Annotated in this window: 20 protein-coding genes; 3 read left to right on the top strand and 17 right to left on the bottom strand. The window is 59.0% G+C overall.

Features of this window, described 5'->3' with window-relative positions; genetic code table 11:
• The 9 genes from P7F28_RS01980 to P7F28_RS02020 form a co-directional block, all read right to left on the bottom strand.
• Window positions 1-524 (bottom strand): transporter substrate-binding domain-containing protein (locus P7F28_RS01980; protein ID WP_370467211.1); only part of this gene is annotated, 524 nt, incomplete at its 3' end.
• A gap of 184 nt (window positions 525-708) precedes the next feature.
• Window positions 709-1740 carry an SGNH/GDSL hydrolase family protein gene (locus P7F28_RS01985; protein WP_277182762.1) on the bottom strand — a complete coding sequence of 344 codons (1032 nt, stop codon included), beginning with the start codon at window positions 1738-1740 and terminating at the stop codon, window positions 709-711.
• A gap of 101 nt (window positions 1741-1841) precedes the next feature.
• Window positions 1842-3053 (bottom strand): MFS transporter, encoded by a 1212-nt coding sequence (locus P7F28_RS01990; protein WP_277182763.1) that lies wholly within the window; start codon window positions 3051-3053, stop codon window positions 1842-1844.
• A gap of 73 nt (window positions 3054-3126) precedes the next feature.
• On the bottom strand, window positions 3127-3549 hold the full coding sequence (locus P7F28_RS01995) for a MarR family transcriptional regulator (RefSeq protein ID WP_306805676.1): 423 nt from the start codon (window positions 3547-3549) through the stop codon (window positions 3127-3129).
• 532 nt (window positions 3550-4081) lie between these two features.
• Window positions 4082-4726: an H-NS family nucleoid-associated regulatory protein gene (locus tag P7F28_RS02000; RefSeq protein WP_277182765.1), complete on the bottom strand. Its 645-nt coding sequence runs from the start codon at window positions 4724-4726 to the stop codon at window positions 4082-4084.
• Between the two features lie 140 nt (window positions 4727-4866).
• The gene (locus tag P7F28_RS02005; protein WP_277182766.1) at window positions 4867-5754 is read right to left on the bottom strand and encodes an ABC transporter permease; all 888 of its coding nucleotides are present in this window, start codon (window positions 5752-5754) and stop codon (window positions 4867-4869) included.
• Window positions 5751-6572: an ABC transporter ATP-binding protein gene (locus P7F28_RS02010; RefSeq protein WP_277182767.1), complete on the bottom strand. Its 822-nt coding sequence runs from the start codon at window positions 6570-6572 to the stop codon at window positions 5751-5753. Before P7F28_RS02010 ends, P7F28_RS02005 begins: the two co-directional genes overlap by 4 nt.
• Window positions 6573-6589: 17 nt before the next feature.
• Window positions 6590-7627: an ABC transporter substrate-binding protein gene (locus P7F28_RS02015; protein WP_277182768.1), complete on the bottom strand. Its 1038-nt coding sequence runs from the start codon at window positions 7625-7627 to the stop codon at window positions 6590-6592.
• A 34-nt stretch (window positions 7628-7661) separates the two neighbouring features.
• Window positions 7662-8564 carry a TauD/TfdA dioxygenase family protein gene (locus P7F28_RS02020; protein ID WP_370467212.1) on the bottom strand — a complete coding sequence of 301 codons (903 nt, stop codon included), beginning with the start codon at window positions 8562-8564 and terminating at the stop codon, window positions 7662-7664.
• Between the two features lie 346 nt (window positions 8565-8910).
• Here P7F28_RS02020 and P7F28_RS02025 point away from each other — a divergent pair, with 346 nt between their 5' ends.
• Window positions 8911-9159 (top strand): DUF1272 domain-containing protein, encoded by a 249-nt coding sequence (locus tag P7F28_RS02025; protein WP_277182769.1) that lies wholly within the window; start codon window positions 8911-8913, stop codon window positions 9157-9159.
• Between the two features lie 46 nt (window positions 9160-9205).
• Here P7F28_RS02025 and P7F28_RS02030 read toward each other — a convergent pair whose 3' ends face one another.
• From P7F28_RS02030 to P7F28_RS02065, 8 genes are all read right to left on the bottom strand, one after another.
• Window positions 9206-10168: a hypothetical protein gene (locus tag P7F28_RS02030; protein WP_277182770.1), complete on the bottom strand. Its 963-nt coding sequence runs from the start codon at window positions 10166-10168 to the stop codon at window positions 9206-9208.
• Between the two features lie 159 nt (window positions 10169-10327).
• Window positions 10328-12124: a sigma-54-dependent Fis family transcriptional regulator gene (locus P7F28_RS02035; protein WP_277182771.1), complete on the bottom strand. Its 1797-nt coding sequence runs from the start codon at window positions 12122-12124 to the stop codon at window positions 10328-10330.
• A 77-nt stretch (window positions 12125-12201) separates the two neighbouring features.
• The gene (locus P7F28_RS02040) at window positions 12202-13344 is read right to left on the bottom strand and encodes a branched-chain amino acid ABC transporter substrate-binding protein (protein ID WP_277182772.1); all 1143 of its coding nucleotides are present in this window, start codon (window positions 13342-13344) and stop codon (window positions 12202-12204) included.
• On the bottom strand, window positions 13341-14060 hold the full coding sequence (locus tag P7F28_RS02045) for an HAD family hydrolase (RefSeq protein WP_277182773.1): 720 nt from the start codon (window positions 14058-14060) through the stop codon (window positions 13341-13343). The genes P7F28_RS02040 and P7F28_RS02045 overlap by 4 nt, the downstream gene beginning before the upstream one ends.
• Complete coding sequence (locus P7F28_RS02050) at window positions 14057-14827, bottom strand: enoyl-CoA hydratase/isomerase family protein (RefSeq protein ID WP_277182774.1); 771 nt, start codon at window positions 14825-14827, stop codon at window positions 14057-14059. Before P7F28_RS02050 ends, P7F28_RS02045 begins: the two co-directional genes overlap by 4 nt.
• Window positions 14824-16167, bottom strand: coding sequence for an AMP-binding protein (locus P7F28_RS02055; protein ID WP_277182775.1), 1344 nt, complete (start codon window positions 16165-16167; stop codon window positions 14824-14826). The genes P7F28_RS02050 and P7F28_RS02055 overlap by 4 nt, the downstream gene beginning before the upstream one ends.
• A 23-nt stretch (window positions 16168-16190) precedes the next feature.
• Window positions 16191-16592 (bottom strand): thioesterase family protein, encoded by a 402-nt coding sequence (locus P7F28_RS02060; protein WP_277182776.1) that lies wholly within the window; start codon window positions 16590-16592, stop codon window positions 16191-16193.
• 203 nt (window positions 16593-16795) lie between these two features.
• Entirely contained in the window at window positions 16796-17641 is an 846-nt protein-coding gene (locus P7F28_RS02065; protein ID WP_277182777.1) for an alpha/beta hydrolase, read from the bottom strand.
• A gap of 455 nt (window positions 17642-18096) precedes the next feature.
• Here P7F28_RS02065 and P7F28_RS02070 point away from each other — a divergent pair, with 455 nt between their 5' ends.
• Window positions 18097-19923: a serine aminopeptidase domain-containing protein gene (locus P7F28_RS02070; RefSeq protein WP_277182778.1), complete on the top strand. Its 1827-nt coding sequence runs from the start codon at window positions 18097-18099 to the stop codon at window positions 19921-19923.
• A 114-nt stretch (window positions 19924-20037) separates the two neighbouring features.
• Window positions 20038-20171: SDR family NAD(P)-dependent oxidoreductase (locus P7F28_RS02075; RefSeq protein ID WP_277182781.1), on the top strand; the 134-nt coding region annotated here is incomplete at its 3' end.

Consider the following 20171-nt stretch of genomic DNA (forward strand, 5'->3'; position numbering starts at 1 on the left):
GCTCCGTTCGGATCTTCGAAGCGCTTGATATCTGCGCCCGCCGGTGCAGCCTTGGTAACGCTCAAATCTTCCAGCGTGCCGCGTGCAACCGCCACGGATTTACCGGCCAGATCCGCCGTACTCTTTACCGCAAGCGGTTTCGGCCCGAATACCGCGAGGTAATACGGCGCATAGGGCCGCGAAAAATCAATCACCTTTTCACGCTCGGGCGTCTGGCCGACCGACAGCAGCAGATCGGCCTTATGCGTCGCCAGATACGCCATGCGGTTTTCACCGGTAATCGGCACGAATTCGGCCTTCACCTTGAGCGCGCGGGCAAGATATTCGCCCATGTCGATGTCGTAGCCCTGCGGCTTCATATCCGGCCCGATCGAGCCGAACGGCGGGTAATCCATAAACACGCCGATCCGCACGACGCCGCTTTTCTGGATGGAATCGAGCGTATCGGCGCGGGTGGGCACGGCGGCGAGCAGCAAGGCGCAACCCAGCATTGTGCAGAAGAAACGAATCAGGCGATGTGTCATGGCGATGGCCTCGCAAATGTGGCGAACACGGTTGGCGAACAAGGGTTAGATTCGCTGCACTGTAGGCACGCCAAAAAGCCGCAACAATGGAAATCTGCGCATGTCAGCTATGTTTTGCGTGCATGGCTGAGGTTGAGCTTACTGTAGGCTCGCGCCTGTCTTCGACCATCGACTGAATTTACTCTCAATGCCCCAACCCGCTCGCCGCAATCTGCTTTTCAACATACTGCGCAAACAACGCGTGCATACGCGTGGTCGGATGCAGATAGTCGGCGAACATATACGTCTGGTCAGCGTTCGGCGTGACGTACGTGGACGGCGAGCACAGCAAGGACGTATCGTGCGGTGTCTTGGAAGGATCGCACGCCTGCGCCGTGTTCGACACCGTGAAGCCGTTCGCCTGATAGTTCTGGATGGTCTGCGTCGTCCACGTGTAGGCATCGACCATGATGACCTTGCTTTGCAGCCCCGCCGACTGCAATGCGTTGTTCAGCGTCGAATTGAATAGTTGGGACAACTGGCTAAGATTGCCGCCGCCATCGGCTTGTTGAAGGCCGTCCGGCGACAGGCCAATATTCGGCACGTTGACCACCACCACATGCGTCGCGCCGTTCTGCACGATAGTGCCGATCAGTTGCGCAAGCGTGGTCGCCGCCGTCTGCACGATCGTCGTCGCGGCGGGCGGCGTGCCGGCGCGCAGCACATCGTTCGAACCGGCCCAGACGAGCACGAGTTGATTCGAATTGAAACTCCCGTGCGCCGACACATAGCTCGATATCTGCTGATTCACGGGCAATTCGATGTCACCGATCACATCGGTGATAAAGCCCGCCTGACTCGCCGGCGTCGCCACCGTCGATCCGCCTTGCGCATAGCCCAATCCGCTTTGCGCTTTCAGCTCATGACCGATATCGATGGTGAACGCCGCCGTGAGCGTATCGCCGTAATACTGCGCGACATCCTGCGACCAGACTTGGCCAGGATTGGTCGTGAAGCGCCCGCCGCCGACCACGCTTGCGATCGGCGCATACGTGCCGACGTCGGAGAGGCTGTCGCCGAAGGCCACGGTTTGAAGCTGCACGCCGCCCGTGGGTCCGGTCGGAGTTGTTGTGCCGCCTGAATCGCTGCCGCCGCTGCCGCCGCATGAGGTAAGCAGTACAAGCAGCAAAGCAGAAACTGCCGTGCGGATGAGGGGTTTCTTATGTGAGTGATGCATCGCTCCTCCGTCTTGTCGTGATTCCGCGCGGCTTATATTGGCGTCAGTCGTGGCGGCGATTTATGGCAAGCAAGAATGATGCTTCGATGCTTTCGCAACGCTTATTCGTTCGTTACGGAAGCCCTTTTCAGTGCGTACACGCCCGTGATAGCAGCGGCAATCCCCGAAGCCGCACCTATCCCCAGCGCCCAGCGCGGCCCGAAATTGTTGGCCACCCAGCCGACCACCGGTGCACCGATCGGCGTGCCGCCCACGGCAATGCCCAGGCGCAACGCCATCACGCGACCGCGCATTGCAGGTTCGGTCGAGATCTGCATCAGGCTGTTGCTGGTGTTCATGAAGGTCAGCGCCGCAATGCCGATCACCACCAGCGTGCCCGCAAAAAACCAGTAAGTAGGCGCGATTGCCGCGAGCGAACAGCCGATACCGAAGACCGCCGCGCCGACCAAAAGCGCCTTGAAATGCGGCTTCTCGCGGCCTGCGGCGAGCAGCGCGCCTGACATCGTGCCGATCGCCATGATCGACGACAACAGGCCGTAGCCGCGCGCGTCGGCATCGAAGACGCCGACGGCCATTGTCGAAATAAAGATCGGGAAATTGAGCCCAAAAGTGCCGATCAGAAACAGCATGACGAGCATCGCCTTGAGGTCGGGACGGGACCACGCGTAGCGCAAGCCTTCGGTCATGCCCTTGCGCGATCGATGCGCCCGCGTGTTCTCGCGCAGTTCGTGGCGGCGGAACATTGACATGGAAATCAGTACAGCGAAGAAACTGATGCCATTGACCACGAACGCCCAGCCCGTGCCAATCGAACCGATCACGATGCCCGCCGCTGCGGGTCCGATCATGCGGCCCGCGTTGAACGAAGTGGAATTGAGCGCGACGGCGTTATGCAGATCGGCATCGCCCACGAGCACGCCGACGAACGTCTGACGCACGGGTCCGTCGAACGCGGAGGCGCATCCGAACAGAAACGCGAACACATAGACATGCCACAACTGCACGATGCCGGTCACCGTGAACACGCCGAGCAGCAGCGCGAGCGTTCCCATGGTCGCCTGCGTGAGCATGAGCAGCTTGCGCTGATCGTAATGATCCGCCGCGAGGCCGGTCCACGGCAGCAGCAGCAATTGCGGACCAAACTGGAGCGCCATGACGGTGCCGACCGCAGAGGCATTGTGATGCGTCAGTTGCGTGAGCACCAGCCAATCCTGCGCGGTGCGCTGCATCCACGTGCCGACGTTGGAGACAAGCGCGCCGCCCGCCCACAGCCGGTAATTGAAAATCCTCAGCGAACTGAAGGAACGAAGCACGCGCGCATTCATAAGGAATCCGCAGTTCTTCCGCTATGAAAGCGGCCGAAGTGGAAATGAAGCCCGTTCATGTTCATTCCTCGACAAGGCGCTTGAGCAGCGCCATTGCATCGGCGAGTTGCCTTTGTTCAGACGATGACAGACGCGAGCGGATGGTCCGGCTCAGCCAGTCCTGACGCACGCTTCGGACCTGAAGAATCAGCGCGTGACAGGCTTTGGTAAGGGACAGGATGGTGCGTCGGCCATCGGCGGGATCGGGCGTACCGACGATCAGCGCGGCGTCTTCGAGCGGCGCGAGCGCGCTGCCCATCGATTGCGCGCGGATGCCTTCAGCACGCGCCAGATCCGCGGCGGATGCAGGGCCATCGCGCTCCAGGCGCAGCAGCACGGAGATTTGCGTGTTGGTGAGATCGCCACGGATCGTGGATTGCGCGCGCAGCTTGCGCTTGAGTTTGGAGACCACGGAACGGACGTCAGCAGCGAGATCGTCAGCCAAATCCGTTGTGGTCGGTGGGGTGATTTTTGGCGTTTTGCTCGTCATGCACCAAGCGTAGCACATGACAAGAAAACTGATAAGTTAACTTACTATCCGCCTAGAGCGTCTCTGTTCTAGATCTTCGTCGAACCCGGTATAGCGCCCTTCCGGCGATTTCTTAACTTCATCTCTAAAGTGGGGCCAGTCCTGATCTCCGAATCGCGCGCTCCCATAGCGTACGCCATGCGGTCATCCACGCGAGCACTCAGAACCTTGCCGTTGTACGGTTGTAGAGAAACCAATTGGCCCCTGTATTGGCATCGTCATGGCCACGTACGCAATTCACTGCTGAGGTCAAACACGAAAATCCATGACCTAGGCGTCAGTCCATGGGTTACGGCTGTCAGTTTTCGCCGGTAATTCGGGTTGTCGCATCCGCGATGGAATGTCTATTCGACTCGTTGTACGCGAGCTTGGTCCCGCCCCGAGAGATTTCCTTAACCATCGATCTACTTTCTCTCTAATAGCCGATCGACCGCTAAGTCGCCTGAATTCAGCCTCCGTCGCTCACTCCGCCTGACTCCGACGCCGTGACCGTGGAACCACTCGAAGCATTTTTCTTTTCACTCACCTTCTTAGCGGCGATTTTTTTCTTAGCCGGCGCGCTTTTTTTGATGGCAGCCTTCTTAGCCACCACCGCCTTAACCTTCTCAATCAAATAATCATCCCGATTCTTAGCAGCCGCCAACCAAGCCGGCGCCGGTCCTCTTCCACTCCACGTCGCGCCACTAGCCGGATCGCGATACTTAGGCGCCTGCGGTCCCCTCGGATAATTCCCCGCTTTAGCCGGCTTCTTCTTAGCAACACTCGAAGAAGCAGAAACACTCACGCCCTCGCCAAGAAACTTACTCCGATCCTTTGCCTTCGCAATCCAAGCCGGTGCACGGCCGTGCCCTGTCCACGTCGCGCCAGTCTTAGGATCGACATATTTCGCCGCACCGCCTTTCTTCGTCTTACCTTTTTTTGCAGCCGCGCGGCCTTTTCCGAAATGCGCCGCAATATCGTCCGGAGTCAGTCCGTGTCTCTCCATCAAATCTCGAATCTTGCCAAATACAGCTAACGATTCTTTCTTCGCAATCGACTCGGCCTGAGCCTGAAGTTTGGCAATCTTGTCTTGAATGACTTTAAGCGTGACCATCGCATTCCCCATTTAGTGGTAATGGTCGCACTATGCCATATAAGCATTGGAAAAGACACTTGTCGGACGAGAAGCGCTTCTGAAACCAACTCAATTAAGCTAAGCGTAACGAAACAATACGTTCTTAATGGCACAAAACCTTAAACCTGCACGCCCCATTTGCGGACAGTGAGCCGCTCGATCGTATCGAACACAAGATGTTCGACCAGCAGACCAATCACGATAACCGCAGCCAGTCCCGCGAAAACGCGACCCGTATAGAGCTCATTGCGATTCTGGAAGATGTACCAGCCGAGACCGCCCTTGCCCGAACTCGCGCCGAATACCAGTTCGGCTGCGATCAGCGTGCGCCATGCAAAGGCCCAACCCACGCGCAGGCCCGCGAGAATCGACGGCAGCGCGGCAGGAACGAGGATCAGCAGCACATGGCGCAGTCCCGTCAGACCATAGTTGCGCCCGGTCATGCGCAGCGTCGGCGCAACGGATTGAAAGCCCGAATACGTGTTCAGCGCGAGTGGCCACAGCACCGCATGCACGAGCACAAAAAGCAAGCTGCCCGTGCCGAGTCCGAACCACAGCAACGCAAGCGGTAACAGCGCAATAGAAGGCAACGGATTAAACATCGCGGTGAGCATGGACAGTAGCGAGCGTCCCGCGCGCGTGGACACGGCAAGCGATGTCAGCACGAACGCGCACGCCGCGCCGAGCAGATAACCGCGCAATAACACGGACATCGACACGGCGGTTTTCGCCAGCAATTCACCCGACAATACGCCCTGCACAAACGCGACGAGCGTGGCGCTGAAACTCGGCAACAGCAGATCGTTGTCGAGCGCACGTGCGGCGATTTCCCACGCAACGATCAGCACCAGCGCGATCAACACGCGGTCGATCCACGTCTTCGCGGAGATGCGTCGTGCGAGTGGCCATGGCGCATCCGGCGGGACATCGACGGGTGCGCTGAGCGGATGGATATATTCGTCGCGCACAGGCGGCGCGATGCGGTCGGCAGCGGATGGAGGCGTCATGCTGAAGGCTCGTCGGTATCGAACAGCAAATGATGAATACGATCGACACCGCGCTGGAAATCTGCGCGCGAAGTGCCGTCCTTTGTGTAGGGATGCGAATTGAGTTCAGCGCGGACACGTCCCGGATGCGGCGACAGCAGCAGCACGCGATTACCCACAATCAGCGCCTCTTCGATCGAATGCGTCACGAACAACAGCGTAAAGCGCGCGTCGTCCCACAGCTTCAGCAATTCGTCCTGCATGCGGCGGCGCGTGAGCGCATCGAGCGCGGCGAACGGTTCGTCCATCAGCAACACGCGCGGCTGCATCGCAAGCGCACGCGCGATCGCCACACGCTGTTTCATGCCGCCCGACAAGGTGTGCGGATAAGCATCGGCGAACGAGGCAAGGCCGACTTTGTCGAGATAATGCAGCGCGCGTTCACGCGCTTCGCCACGCGATAACTTCTTCGCTACACGCAACGGAAACGCCACGTTTTGCGCGACCGTCTTCCACGGCGGCAATTGATCGAACTCCTGAAAGACGACGATGCGGTCCGCGCCCGGCCCTTTCACGCGCGCGCCGTCGAGTGTGATCTCGCCCGACACCGGTTCGATAAATCCGGCGATGGCTTTAAGCAAAGTCGACTTGCCGCAGCCCGACGGCCCGAGCAGCACGAAGCGATCGCCGCCGTACACGTCGAAGCTCACCTCATGCGTCGCACGCACAATGCGCTGCGCGGTCCGATATTCCAGACTCACGCGGTCCACCGATACGAGCTTCTTGCTCGTCGCGGGCTGCACGTTGGTATCGAATAATCTTGCGGGATTGGCGGCCATCACGTCGGCTCCTGATGTCAGCTTCCGCTGGCAGTGGCGGGGTCGTCGAAGAAATAATCCTTCCACGATTTCGGTTCGTTTTTGATCGCGCCTACTCGATACATAAACTGCGCGAGGCCGAAGGTGTTCTGCGGCGCGATATTGAACTGCACCTGCGGATTCGAAATGATCTTCACCAGCAAGGCGCGGTCGATCTTCGCGTTGTTCACGCGGATGTAGATATCCGCTGCGGCCTGCGGATTCGCAATGACATACTTCGCGGCATCGGCAATCGCATCGACGAAAGCGCGATAGGTCTTCGGATTCTTGTCGCGGAATTTTTCGGTTGCGTAAAGCACGGTGGCGGAACTCGGACCACCGAGCACGTCGTATGAATTCAGCACGATATGCGCTTTTGGATTACCGGCAAGTTCCTGTTCCTGAAACGGCGGATTGCCGAAATGACCGGTAATTTCAGTGCCGCCCGCAATGATCGCCGCCGCCGCGTCCGGATGCGGCACTGCCTGCGTGAGCTTGTCGAGCTTGTCGAAGTCTTTCTCGCCCCACTTCTTCGCCGCTGCATATTGCAGAATGCGCGACTGGACCGACACACCCACGGCCGGCACCGCAATACGATCCTTGTCGCTGAAATCGGCAATGGTCTTTACTTTCGGATTATTGCTTACTAAGTAATACGGAATATTCCCGAGTGACGTCACGCCTTTTACATTCTGACGTCCATGCGTACGATCCCACACCGTCAGCAAGGGACCCACGCCTGCGCCGGCAATATCCACCGAGCCGGACAACAGCGCATCGTTGACGGCCGCGCCGCCAGAAAGCTTGACCCAGTCCACCTTGATATCGATGCCTTGCTTCTTGCCTTCTTTCTCGATGAACTGCTGATCGCGCGCCACATTCAGAAGCAAATACACGATACCGAACTGCTCCGCGATACGAATCTGCCCTTCTGCACGCGCCAGTGTTGGCACGCTCAGCGTTGCTGCACCGATCGTCACGGCGACACAAGCCGTCAAAGCGGCACGAAGGGGCGCACCGCGCCTGAAAACACGCATGAAAACTCCGGGTAAAAGCGGGGAAAGAAGCGACTTAGAACGGCGTGTCGCCTTCGATAGTCGTCCGAAACAGCTTGCGCCGCAGATGATCGGGCGTGCCTGCCGCGAGGTGCATCAACGAGCGGTTGTCCCAGAACACCATGTCGCGCTCGGCCCATTGATGGCGATACACAAACTCCGGCTTCACGCTATGCGCGAACAACGCATCGAGCAACGCGCGGCTCTCTTCGTCCGATACTCCGACGATGCGCGTCGTGAAATGCTCGCTCACGAATAATGCCTTACGACCCGTTTCGGGGTGCGTACGCACAACCGGATGCACCACGGGCTTTACTTCCGCGATTTGCTCAGCCGTAAGATTCGGCCGCCACGGACTGCGCTTTTGCAGTTCGGCATAGCGCGCCAGATAGGTATGCTCAGCTTTGAGTCCCGCGACGGCATCGCGCAGATCGGACGGCAGCGCATCGTAGGCGGCATGCATGTTGGCGAACAGCGTATCGCCGCCTTCCGAGGGCAACTCCTGCGCGTGCAACATGGAACCGAGGCTCGGCTTGTCTTTATACGAGAGATCCGAATGCCAGAAATGACCGGCATCACCCAGACCGATTGGCTTACCGTTCTCCTTGATGTTCGACACGATCAGCACTTCCGGATGCCCCGCCAAACCGAACTGTTGCAGCACATGAATCTGCAACGGCCCGAAGCGTCGGCTGAACTCGACTTGCTGATCGGGCGTGATGCGCTGATCTCGAAACACTAGCACATGATGATCGAGATGCGCGCGATGAATGCGCGCGAAGTCCTCGGCAGAAAGCGGACGGCTTAGATCGAGGCCGACGACTTCCGCGCCGAGCGGGGCATCGAAAGCGTAAATATCGAAATGCTGACGCGTGGTGTCGGCGGATGCGCCGGGACCTGAAGCAAGGGCGGTGGTCACGTGAGTCGATAGATGTCGTAGTGTGATCACGCCAATGTACCGGCGTATCCGCCACGCGCCAACCAAGCATTTGCGATACGCATAGCAGCGTTTTCGATAAGAAAAACGATCCCTGCGAGCCGCGCTCAACGCGGTTCGTCCCATATAGTGAAAAGCATCGATTAAGACGATGCGATGTTCAACGACTCGCGAGCCTAGGGGAAGCGCGCTCAGACAGGAACCAATCTGATGTGCTAATCAAATTCCGCCAGCGGAAAAACGGAATGTGCCGTTGCATCGATATATGAATTAACATCGCTGCTGAAGCATTCGAAGCTTATGCTGCTTTCTGTTAAGGAGAATGACGATGCTGCAACTACGCCCCGGCTGTGAATGCTGCAATAAAGATCTCCCGCCCGATTCTCCCGATGCCCGCATTTGCACGTTCGAATGCACGTTCTGCGTCGATTGCACGAACGATGTGCTTAAAGGCATCTGCCCGAACTGCGGAGGGGAATTAGTCGCGCGCCCCCGGCGGCCCGCGGACAAACTGGCGAAGTACCCAGCATCGACCGAGCGGGTATTCAATGAGAATTGCCGCGCTAACGCGGCCTGATAGAAAGTCTTCTCCCGCCTGATTTACGGGAGTTCCGAAATCAGTATCAGGCAGCCTTACCGCCTATGGCCTGCTCTTGACCGATCCATATCTGGCTATCCGGAAACCAGAATGCTTCAAGGCGCGGCGGCACGGCAAGCGTAATTGGCAAATCGGGATTAAAGATTTTCGACCACGCCGATAAATACGACGGCATCTTCACCAAATGGCCGCACTTAGAAAGCAGCAAACTCGACACCAGCGCCTCGCGTCCGATCTCAAGCCCCGGATAGCCGCTGAAATGCACGGGCGAATCGCCGTTCGACAGCAACTTCGCAGGCGCGACATTCACCGGCCGATTGAATGGCCACTTGCAGAAGAAGTCGATAAACGCCTGTTCATCGCTTGAAATAAAGACATTGGTAAGATGCGGATTGAGCGCAAGCGTCTGTTCGACGAGCCGGCAGAAATCCGCCCAGGCGATCGTCAATGCTTCGAACTTCTTATCGGTTCCGCGATAGTGAACGCCCAGCGTCGATTCGTTGATATCGAGCCGCGCACAGGTTGCTTCGACGTCCTCTCTAATAGAGGCAACGGGCCGATAATACGATCGGAACAAATCGCTTGCGCTTTGCAAACGCAGGCCCGCTTCATAGCGACTGCGAAAGCCCAGTTGGTCCAGCGCGCGTACGGTGGACACGCGCACACGTCGCGGCGTGTTTTCAACCCGAGGCCGCACGCTTTCGAAGAAGGTGGAGAACCAGTCTATCTTGCCTTCAGCGTCGCCATACAAGCCGCCGCGTGCCGAGATTTGCGGTGTGAGGCCCTTTTCTTCGCAGTGCATGAGGATGAAGAGCACCATCTGCATCACGGAAAAGAAGCCCGAATTTTCCTTGATCTCGATAGCGAATACGCTGCGGTTCAGCCGCTGTCGTGCATGCAGCGAAAATCGAATGGGCGTGGCGAGTGAGTACTTGAACCCTTCGCTGCGCCGAAATTGTCTGACGCGATCGACCACTCTTCGCAACATGTGCGACCCCGGAATTGTTAGTTTATTGGAGTATCTCGTGCGCGTTCCAGTGACTTCGACAGAAGGTTAGCACCGTGCAAGTGCTTACGGAGGGCCGTGCGGTAGCGTTGTGTTAGGTAACAAACGCGCGATGTGGAAATTACTACCGGTCGGAATTGCTTAACTCGTCTGACGATGCAACGATCGCTCGAGCCGAATGCCGTGCCGTTTCATCTTCGCGTACAACGCGGGCTTCGAAACATCCAGCAGCTTCGCGCAGTTGGTCACGTTATATCGGCATGATTCAAGCGCGGTTTCAATTGCGCGCCGTTCGGCTGCCATTAGCGTAAGCGGCTCCTGAGGCGAAGCATCGTCGGGTAACGGCGCACGGGTTGCGCGGCGCAGAAATGAAGACACATCCGCTATGCGTTCGCTTTCGTTGAAGTTGACGATCTTCTCAACGAGGTTCTCGAGTTCGCGCACATTGCCCGGCCAGTCGTGCGCCTGCAATTGTCGTAGCGCCAGTTCGGCTAGCACAGGCACCGGCTTGTGCATGCGCGTGCAATAGCGTTCGAGAAAGAACGCGGCCATCGACGGAATATCTTCGCGGCGTTCGCGCAAGGGCGGAATGGTAATTTCAATCACGTTGCAACGATAGAAAAGGTCTTCGCGGAAGGTCTTTTCTCGCACCATCATCGCCAGATCGCGATTGCTGGCGCAAACGATACGCACGTCCACCGGAATGCCGCGCGTGTCGCCGATGCGCGTCACCTCGCGTTCCTGAAGTACGCGCAACAGCTTGGCCTGCACGTCGATCGGCAATTCGGATATCTCATCGAGAAATACCGTGCCGCCATCGGCGGATTCGAATTTGCCGGGACGTCCATCGCGCGCCGCGCCCGTAAAGCTGCCTGGTGCATGGCCGAAGAGTTCGCTTTCGATCAGCGCATGCGGCAAGGCTGCGCAGTTGATCGCGATGAACGGCTGCGCGGCGCGTGTGCTCGCGTTATGAATGGCCTGCGCGAACACTTCCTTGCCAACGCCGCTTTCACCCGACAACAGCACATTCGATGCACCCCGTGCAGCTTTCTTCGCGGCATCGAGCGCGCGACGCATGCCCGCACCGGAACCGACTACGCTATCGAATGTGAAGCGCGCATGATTGCCCGCATAGCGGCCCGCCATCTTGCGCACGCGCCGCATTTCGCGGAACGTATTGACCACAGATACCACTTCGCCACAGCGGTTTTTAATGGGAATGGCCGTGTCGAGCAGATGCAGATGGCGTGCAGGAGAATCGATGATAAGTTCGCGATCCACATACCCCACGCCGGTGCGAAAGATCGGTCCGATGATCGGCTCGAAGTCGATTACTTCGTTGAGCGTACGACCAATGCTGGCTTTCGGATCGATACCAAGAATGCGGCCCGCCACCGAATTGACGTGCCTTAAAACATGGCCTTGACCCATCACCATCAACCCATCGCCGATATGATCGATGATCGCGCGCTGCTCTTCCACGAGCGTGTCATAAGCGGCGAGATCGAATGTATGCTGCAACAGGACTTCGAGCGTGGCACCCAGCAACGTGATCCAATTTGCGGGCGATGCGGCCGCGTCAGGCTCATACAGCGCGACGAGAAACACGCGCCGTCCATGCACTTCGACACGCAACGCAACCGCCCGCGCAATCGATGCGACGTGCCCTTGGAACGGGAGCGTGGCGCATCGGCCATCGCATATGGAAGTGGCGGCTTCCGCAAGAGCGGCAAGCTGCGGCAGGGGGCATTGCGCGAAAAATGCTTCAGGCAAGTGCTCGATTTCCGCGTGCCCTTCGAGCACATGTCCCGCGCGATCCAGCGTAAATACGCAGGCCTGCGCTTCGGCAGCGGCAAGCCTGCGCGCACTGCGCCATCGCGTACAGGCGAGCGCGCGCTCCAGTGTGGCGATGTCGGGATCGAGCGCGACGGTGGCCATGTCTTCCTGCAAGCGGTCGGGCAACGCATCGACTATAGCAGTTCAAAAATGCCCCGTACGCTCGTGCAAAACCCGTATCAATCCTTCTGCGCGATCGCGTTCAACGTGCCGCTATCCAGCCGATACACCGTCACCGGCGCATCGATCCAGTCGCCGTTCGAGTCGAAGCGCACCGGGCCGAGAATGCTGGTAAACGCTTGCTCGCGCAGCGCCTTCACGAATACGTCGGGCTTCGTCGAGCCGGTCTTCTTCATGGCGTCCGCCACGACGAGCGTGGCCGCATAGAACGCGGGCGCGTACGTATCGACATCTGCGCTAAAGGCCGTTTTGAAGCGCGCGCGGAAGGTCTTGCCGTCGGGCAGCGTGTCGAGCGGCGCGCCACCTTGCGCGCAGAACATGCGCTTGTCGGCTACGCCCGCTGACAGCTTGTCGAACTCCGGCGAGCAAATTCCGTCGCCGCCAACGAGCGTTGCGTTCACGCCGAGTTCGCCCATTTGCCGCGCGAGCGTTGCAGCCTGCGCATAGTAGCCGCCATAGAACACCACTTGCGGATTGCGCGATTTGATCTGCGTGAGAATGGCCTTGAAATCGGTGGCCTTGTCCGTGCTGTATTCGCGCGCGACGATCTGCAGGCCCGCTTTCTTCGCACTCTCAACGAATACATCGGCTACGCCCGTGCCATATGCTGTGCGATCGTCGATCACGGCGGCGCGCTGCGCGCCCAGCACTTTCGCGGCGTACACGGCCATGCGTCCGCCCATCACGTTGTCGTTGGTGGCCAGACGAAACACATAGGGATAACCCAGATGCGTCAACTGCGGATTCGACGATGCACCCGTCATCATGACCACGTGTGCATCGTTATAAATACGCGCGGCCGGAATGCTCACGCCCGAGTTGTAATGACCGATTACCGCAGCCACGCCATCGTCGACAAGTTTCTGCGCGACATTCACGCCGACTTTCGGGTCGCCCTGATCGTCCATCGAAATAAGTTCGAAACGCACGGGCTTTCCTGCGACAAGAAACGGCTTCGCATTCAGTTCATCGATCGCCAGGCGCACGCCCCGTTCGTCATCCTTACCACTTTGTGCGCCGCTGCCGGTCAACGGTCCGGCCACGCCGATCTTCACCACTTCCTGCGCCGCCACGCCGCGCGCCATACCGAACAGGGCGGCCACGCATACGGCGAACGTCATCGCTGATTTGAACGCTTTCATTTGCTTTCCCCAGTGGCTGTGAATGACAAACCTTCCAGAACGCCGCGCAACGGCGCGAGCGTGTCGAATTCGAAGTCGGGCCGCGGCTGCCATGTGCCGAGCGTGTCCGCGCCGCGATTGATCCACGCTACCGGCATGCCGAGCGGCTTGGCACCGTCGATATCGGCCCAGCTTGCGAGCGAGCAATGCAGCACGTCGGCGGGTTTTTGCGCGAGGCGTTCGAGCGCAAGGGCAAAGATGGCCTGCGAAGGCTTGTACGCGCGCGCCATTTCCGCCGTGGTCACGTGCTCGAAATAACGCGTGAGTTGCGTACGACGCCAGAGATCGCTGTCCATATTGGTGATCGGCATAAGCGGATAACGCGCCGACGCCCAATCGAGAAACGGCTCTGCATCTGCATGAGCGGGCGACGCTTCGACGAGATGCGTCAGAAATACTTCGGTAAGCTTATCGATTGAATGACCATTACGCACGCCTGGCCAGCGTGCATCGAGACACGCAATCAGCGCCTGCTGCGCGACATCGCGATAGCGCGCATACGCCTGACTACGATAGAGCCGCACGTTGCGAATGTCCCAGTCGAGATAGACATCGAACGCGCTGTCACGCGACTCGACCGACAACATGCGCATGAGTTCCGCCATGCCAGCGGTGCCGCCACGATCGACATCGACGAGCGTGCCGAAATAATCGAACGTCAGCGCTTTCGGATTCATCGCGCCTCTCCCTTTCTGGTGGCGAAGGCTTTGACGCGCTCGGCGGCATCGGGACGCGCGAAGGCTTCGATGGTGGCGGCAGTTTCGAGTTCCAGACTGCGCACGAGTGCATCCGACAATTCGGCATGCACCAGCCGCTTCAATCGCGATACCGACGTCGCCGAACGCTGCGCAATGCGCGATGCAATCTCCAGCGCCGTATCGAGCACGGCATCGCGCGCGACCACGCGATTGACGAGTCCCATCGACAATAAAGCCTGCGCATTCTGGCGCTCGCCCAGCATCCACAATTCCATCGCGCGTTGATAGCCGACCGTTTGCGGCAACAGATGCGTCACGCCGCCGGTCACGAATTGCCCCCACTCCATTTCAGGGAAGAAGCACACCAGATCGTCCGATGCCACCACCATGTCGCAATTGAGCAGCCACTCGAAACCGCCGCCCACTGCATAGCCATGCACCGCGCCGACCACCGGCTTTGCATTCAGCATCAGATCACGCGTGATACGTTGAATGCGTTCGATATGGCTGCGAATGCTGGCCTCGCTGGCGCTTTGCTGATCGAACTCCTTGAGGTCATCACCGGCGCAGAATGCGCGACCCGCACCGTTCAACACGATCACGCGGCATGACGCGTCGTCGTTGGCGCTTTGCAAGGCATCGTGCAAGTCGTCCAGCAGATGGCCACCGATCGCATTCATTCGCTCAGGACGGTTCAGCGTCACAATGGTGATTGCATCGCGTTTATTCAGGATTACTTCGTTCATGCCGGCTCCTTGTCGATCCAGCGCGTTTTGCCTTCGGTGCGCGGGAAGTGTTCGAACGGGACCATCGTCACCGAGGCGCTCGCGCCAATGCGCTGCCGCACCGCATTTTCGATACGCTGCGCCGCTTCATCCCAGCCATCCGCTTCGAGACCGCTCGCCGCCTCCACCGTCATCACAATGCGGTCATACGGTCCATCGCCCTTCAGGATGATGCGAAATTGCCCCGACGCCCACTGCGGAAGCGCTTCGACCGCAAGCCGCACGGCGCCCGGAAATACGTTGACGCCGCGTACGTTGAACATATCGTCGGTGCGGCCCATCACGCGAAAGCGCCATGCGCTACGGCCATCCGGACCGGGATCGCTGCCGGTCACCGTCACCACATCGCGCGTGCGATAGCGCACCAGCGGCTGGCATTGCTTGCGCAAATGCGTGCAGACGAGTTCGCCCGTCACGCCTTCTCTGATCGGCAGACGCTGCAAGCTTTCGGGATCGGTAATCTCGGCGAACACCACATCGGCTGCGTGATACAGCAGGTCGTGGGTCCAGTCGGTTTGCCCGCCCAAAATGCTTAGCACTTCCGATAAACCGAAATTGGCGTTGCGCACCTTGAAGCCCCACTTCTCTTCCATCGACGCACGCAGTTCCGGATTGTCGAGTCCCGCCTCTCCGCCAAACAGCCCGAGCTTCAGACCGAGATCGCGCGGCGCAGGACCGCCCGTCTCACGCAGCACTTGTTCGATCAGCGCGGGATACGACGGCGTGCACGAAATCGCATTGATGCCGAGGCTCAGAATCGAATCGATCAGCAAACGCGTGCTGCCGACGCCGAAGGGGACCACGGTTGCGCCAGTGGCTTCGAGAATGGTGTGATCGGTAAAGCCGCCGGTCCACATGCAGTAGTTGAGGCAATGCACCACGCGGTCGTTCGGACGCAAACCCGCAGCCCACATCGAACGTGCGCCGACGCGCGCGATATCCGCCGCATCGCGTGCACTGTTGGCGAGAATCAGCGGACGTCCCGTGGTCCCGGATGTGCGATGCAGCCGCGCGATGCCGCTCTCCGCGCACGCCACATAATTTCCATAAGGCGATGCACCTTCCTGACTCACGCGCAACTCGTCTTTCTCCGTGAAGGGCAAATCCTGCAAGCCATCGATCGTCACGTTATCCTGATCAATCCAGGGCGAAAGCTTGTCGCGATAGAACGCTGAGTTGGCGCGCAGATAGTCCCATTGCCGCGCCCACATCTCGTCCTGATGGCGGCGGACGTCGGCGGGTGCGAGCGTCTCGAATGCTTCGTCGAAATAGATGCGCTGTGTGTTATCGATCTCGGCCACGTTTAATTTTCCTTTGCGTTTTTTTAGCGTGCGACGCGCTTCGCAGCGCGCGCCTCGATCACTGCGCGATCCACGATGGCGCGTGCATGGCTTGCGGTCGCGACGGGTCCGGCCGCGTCGGCGGCGACGATATCGAACCAATACAGCGCGCCTTCCATGCTGCGAAAGGTCGCGGTGGCATCGACATTCATGGCGGGCGGCGTGGGTGCGAGATGCGTGAGATGCGTGGTCACACCAACGGAGAGTTGGCCATCGCCCAGTTCGCGCTGCATGAGCGCAGCGCAGGCGCGCTCGATCAACGCGAGCAAGGCGGGCGTGGACAGCACGTCGGGATAGCGCTCGTTCGGCGCGTTCGCATAGGCGGATGCGAGATCGCCCGATGCAACGGTATGGGACAGCGTGGCGGCGCAGCCTGCTTCGATCATGAGTGGCTCCGGGTTGTCTGGAGCGCACACGATGCAAAGGCCGGGCCAATTTATGCCAAGGCTTATGGGGCGCGGCTTAGCGGAAAATTCGCGCCTGCGTTTAGCGTCGGGCGTTAAGATTCTTAACGTTGCGAATCACAACGGTCGTATGCGGGCTTAACGGTTCTTAGCAATTTTAAGCGGCCTTAGCGATTTAATTTAATCTAAGCGCGTCGCTGACATCCCGCGATAAACGCCGTCACATCCGACACCACCGGCGAACTCGCCCGCTCTGACGACCTGAAGGCCAGCACCATCGAATCGTGGCCCAGTCCCGGATATTTCTTTAGTTCCACGCGATCATGACGTGCGCGCAAGGCATCGGCGAACTCGTCGCTGTTGCGTGGATTCACGTCGCTGTCGGCCGCGCCTGCGGCGAGCAGCATCGGCGGTTCGTCGCCGTTGACGAATGGCAAGGGCAAGGCACGCGAACGCAATGCGGCGGGGAAAATCTCGTCCATATGCGGATCGGTCGTCGGGATCGCGGCATAGGGACCGGCAAGGCCGACCATGCCCGCAAGCTGCGCCTTGGACATACCGTGCGCTTCGAGATAGCGCGAATCGGTCGCGATCATCGAAGCGACGTGCGCGCCCGATGAATGCCCCATCACGATGATGCGTTGCGGATCGCCACCGTATTCTTTTGCATGATCGCGGGCCCAGCGCACGGCGGCGGCGGCATCATCGAGAAAGCCGGGGAATACGGATTTCGGATAGATGCCGTAATCGGGCGTGATCGCCACCATATCGTGCAAGGCCAGCGTTTCGCCAATATCGCGGCCAGTGGTCCGCGCGCCGCTTTGCCACGCGCCGCCGAAAAAGTAGACGATGACAGGACGGTCCGCGCGCCCATCCGGATCGGGCGCATAGACATCGAGCTTCTTGCTTGGCGACTCGCGGTAAGTTACGCCGTTCGCCTGCCTCTCCCGGTCGTACCCGCGCGCGAATTTCGCGGCCACTGCGGCCACGCCGGTTCCCACTGCCAGAAGCGTGAATTTCCGTCTTGTCATCGAACCCATTTCAATCTGCCCGCTGTTAATTACAGAATGGCTGCGCGACCGCTATGAATTGCACTAAGAACGCTTGAATTTCTTAGCCGATCTTGCTTAGCGTTTTTGCCTGATTTTCTCAGACACGCCATGCCTTGCAGTCGCTCGCCATTACACGACGCCCTTCTAACCGTGTCCGTGCGGAAGTTATCGTTGCATACCCGGCCAAAACCGCTAAAACCTCGCCCGGCGCGGAACTTTATCGCAGCGCATCAATTCTTGGCCTTTCAACGAAGTGTTGGACAGCACACGGAGGCAGTAAACAAAAGACTATTTAATTGCGCACTGGGGAAGTAACCATAACGAGAGATCGCGCAAATAGACCAGTTAAGCGATAGAAGGCCAAAGGCTTACGCTTAATCCGCGCGAACAATAACAACGCAGCAATTAGCCAGACAAATAAGCAGACAAATAAAATGACACCGATTGTCTTCAAAGGACGCTTTGGATGGCTGCATGCGGGTCGAGGTAGTCACGGAGTCGTGCTCTGTCAGCCTTACGGACACGAAAGCGCATGGGCGCACAAAGCGCTGCGTTATCTTGCCGAAGAACTCACTCGTTTCGATATCCCCGTTCTGCGCTTCGACTACCTGGCTACCGGCGATTCGGCCGACGGCGCGCTAGAAGGCGATCAGCTCGACGGCATGGCGGCGGACGTCGGCGCGGCCATCGATTATTTGCGAGCAAGTACGGGTGTGACCAAAGTCACGCTATGCGGCTTGCGTCTTGGTGCAACGTTAGCGGCGCTCGCATCGCATCATCCCTTGGTGGACTCGCTGGCCTTGCTGGCGCCCGTGATTAATGGCCGCCGCTATCTGCGCGAACTGACTGCGGTGCGTCAGACATGGCTCGGCAATTTGCCCGCGCCCGTGCGCGCCGTGCAAACCGGCTCGCCCTTTCATGTACTCGGACAAGCATACGGTGAAGCGCTGCTCGATCGTCTAAACAAGTTCGATCTCGCAAGCGCGCTAAGCCGTCAAACGGCTTTGCCCAAGCGCATTTTTCTAAGCGATGCCTTGCCGCAAGGCGTTCAGTCGCTTGCGGCCAAACTGCGCGAACGCGACGTCGAAACACAGTGCGATGCGTTCGACGATTATCTGGAATTCATGCAGGAAACCGCGCAATCGGTCCTGCCGGAAAAGACGCTTAGCCGCGTGGCGCTGTGGATCGCGAATAGCGCGAAGGAAGCGACGCCCGGCAAGGTCAAAATCACGCGGCCCGGTATTGCCGACGACGCGCTTATCGAAACACCCGAGGCCGTCGAGCGCCCCGTCGTGTTCGGCGATGCAGGCATCTTCGGCATCTTGTGCGAACCGCGCGGCGGCATGCCGGGCGGTCCGGTGATCGTGATCGCCAACACGGCGGGCACCGTGCATCATGGCGACAGTCGGCTCTCGGTGCGGATCGCACGGAAGATGGCGGCGCGTGGCGTGGCAACGCTGCGCATCGATGCACGCGGTATCGGCGACAGTCCCGCACGCATGGCGGACGGCTCGTTCGAGCGCATCGCCTGCATTCACGCGCAGACGACGATCGAAGATGTAGCGAGCGCCGCTGCATGGCTCAAACGTAAGGGCTATAGCACGGTGGTGACCTTCGGCATCTGCTCGGGCGCGTATAGCGCCTTGCGTGCATCGCTGATTGAACCTGCAATTTCCGCGGTGATTGCGGTCAATGTGCAGCGCTTTTACGTCGATGAGAATGTGACGCTCAAGGAACTGCAAAACCGCATCAATCATTCGATGTCGCGTCTCGGACCTGCTTTGTTCAAACCAGACAAATGGTGGCAGGTGCTAAGCGGCAAACGCGGTTTCAAGCCTATTTTCAAGGCCTTTTCGTCGCATGCCGTCGCGCGCATTCATTCGTGTCTGACGCATATGACGGGCACCACAGCATTCTTTAGCGGCGATAACGCGCTGCTGCATCCGCATGGTGTGGTGAAAGCGCTTGAACGCAAAGGTGTGCGCACGTTCCTGCTGTTCGGTGGCGAAGACGAAGGCCTCGATCAATTGAACGGGCACTTCGGCAAGCACGGCAAGCGGCTTTCAAAAGCGCGCGGTATGACGGTCGAAATTCACGATGACATCGATCACGCGGTCTATGATCCGTACGCTGTCGAGCACGTGATTGCGCTGGCCGAGAGCTTTATTCGCGCGCAGCCGGTACGCACCGCGCCTGTCGAAGAGACCATACCGGGCCCGGTATTTCACGGCAGTCCTGAACGTGGCAGCACGATGCTCTAAGCAGGATTGTTCGATAAATCGAACAACCTGTCCGCATCGTGCTGATTCTCCGCGCCGTGACATTGCACTACCATCTCCTGATGAACTGAGCAGATCGAACAGGAGATGGATGCAATGCAAACCAAAATAGCACTGGTAACAGGCGGCAGCCGTGGCATTGGGCGCGAGATCGCGCTTTCGCTAGCCGCGCGCGGAATCGACGTTGTTCTCACCTATCAAACCCGTGCGGACGATGCGAAGCAAGTCGT

This window comes from Caballeronia sp. BR00000012568055 (assembly GCF_029439455.1).
Lineage (GTDB): Bacteria > Pseudomonadota > Gammaproteobacteria > Burkholderiales > Burkholderiaceae > Caballeronia.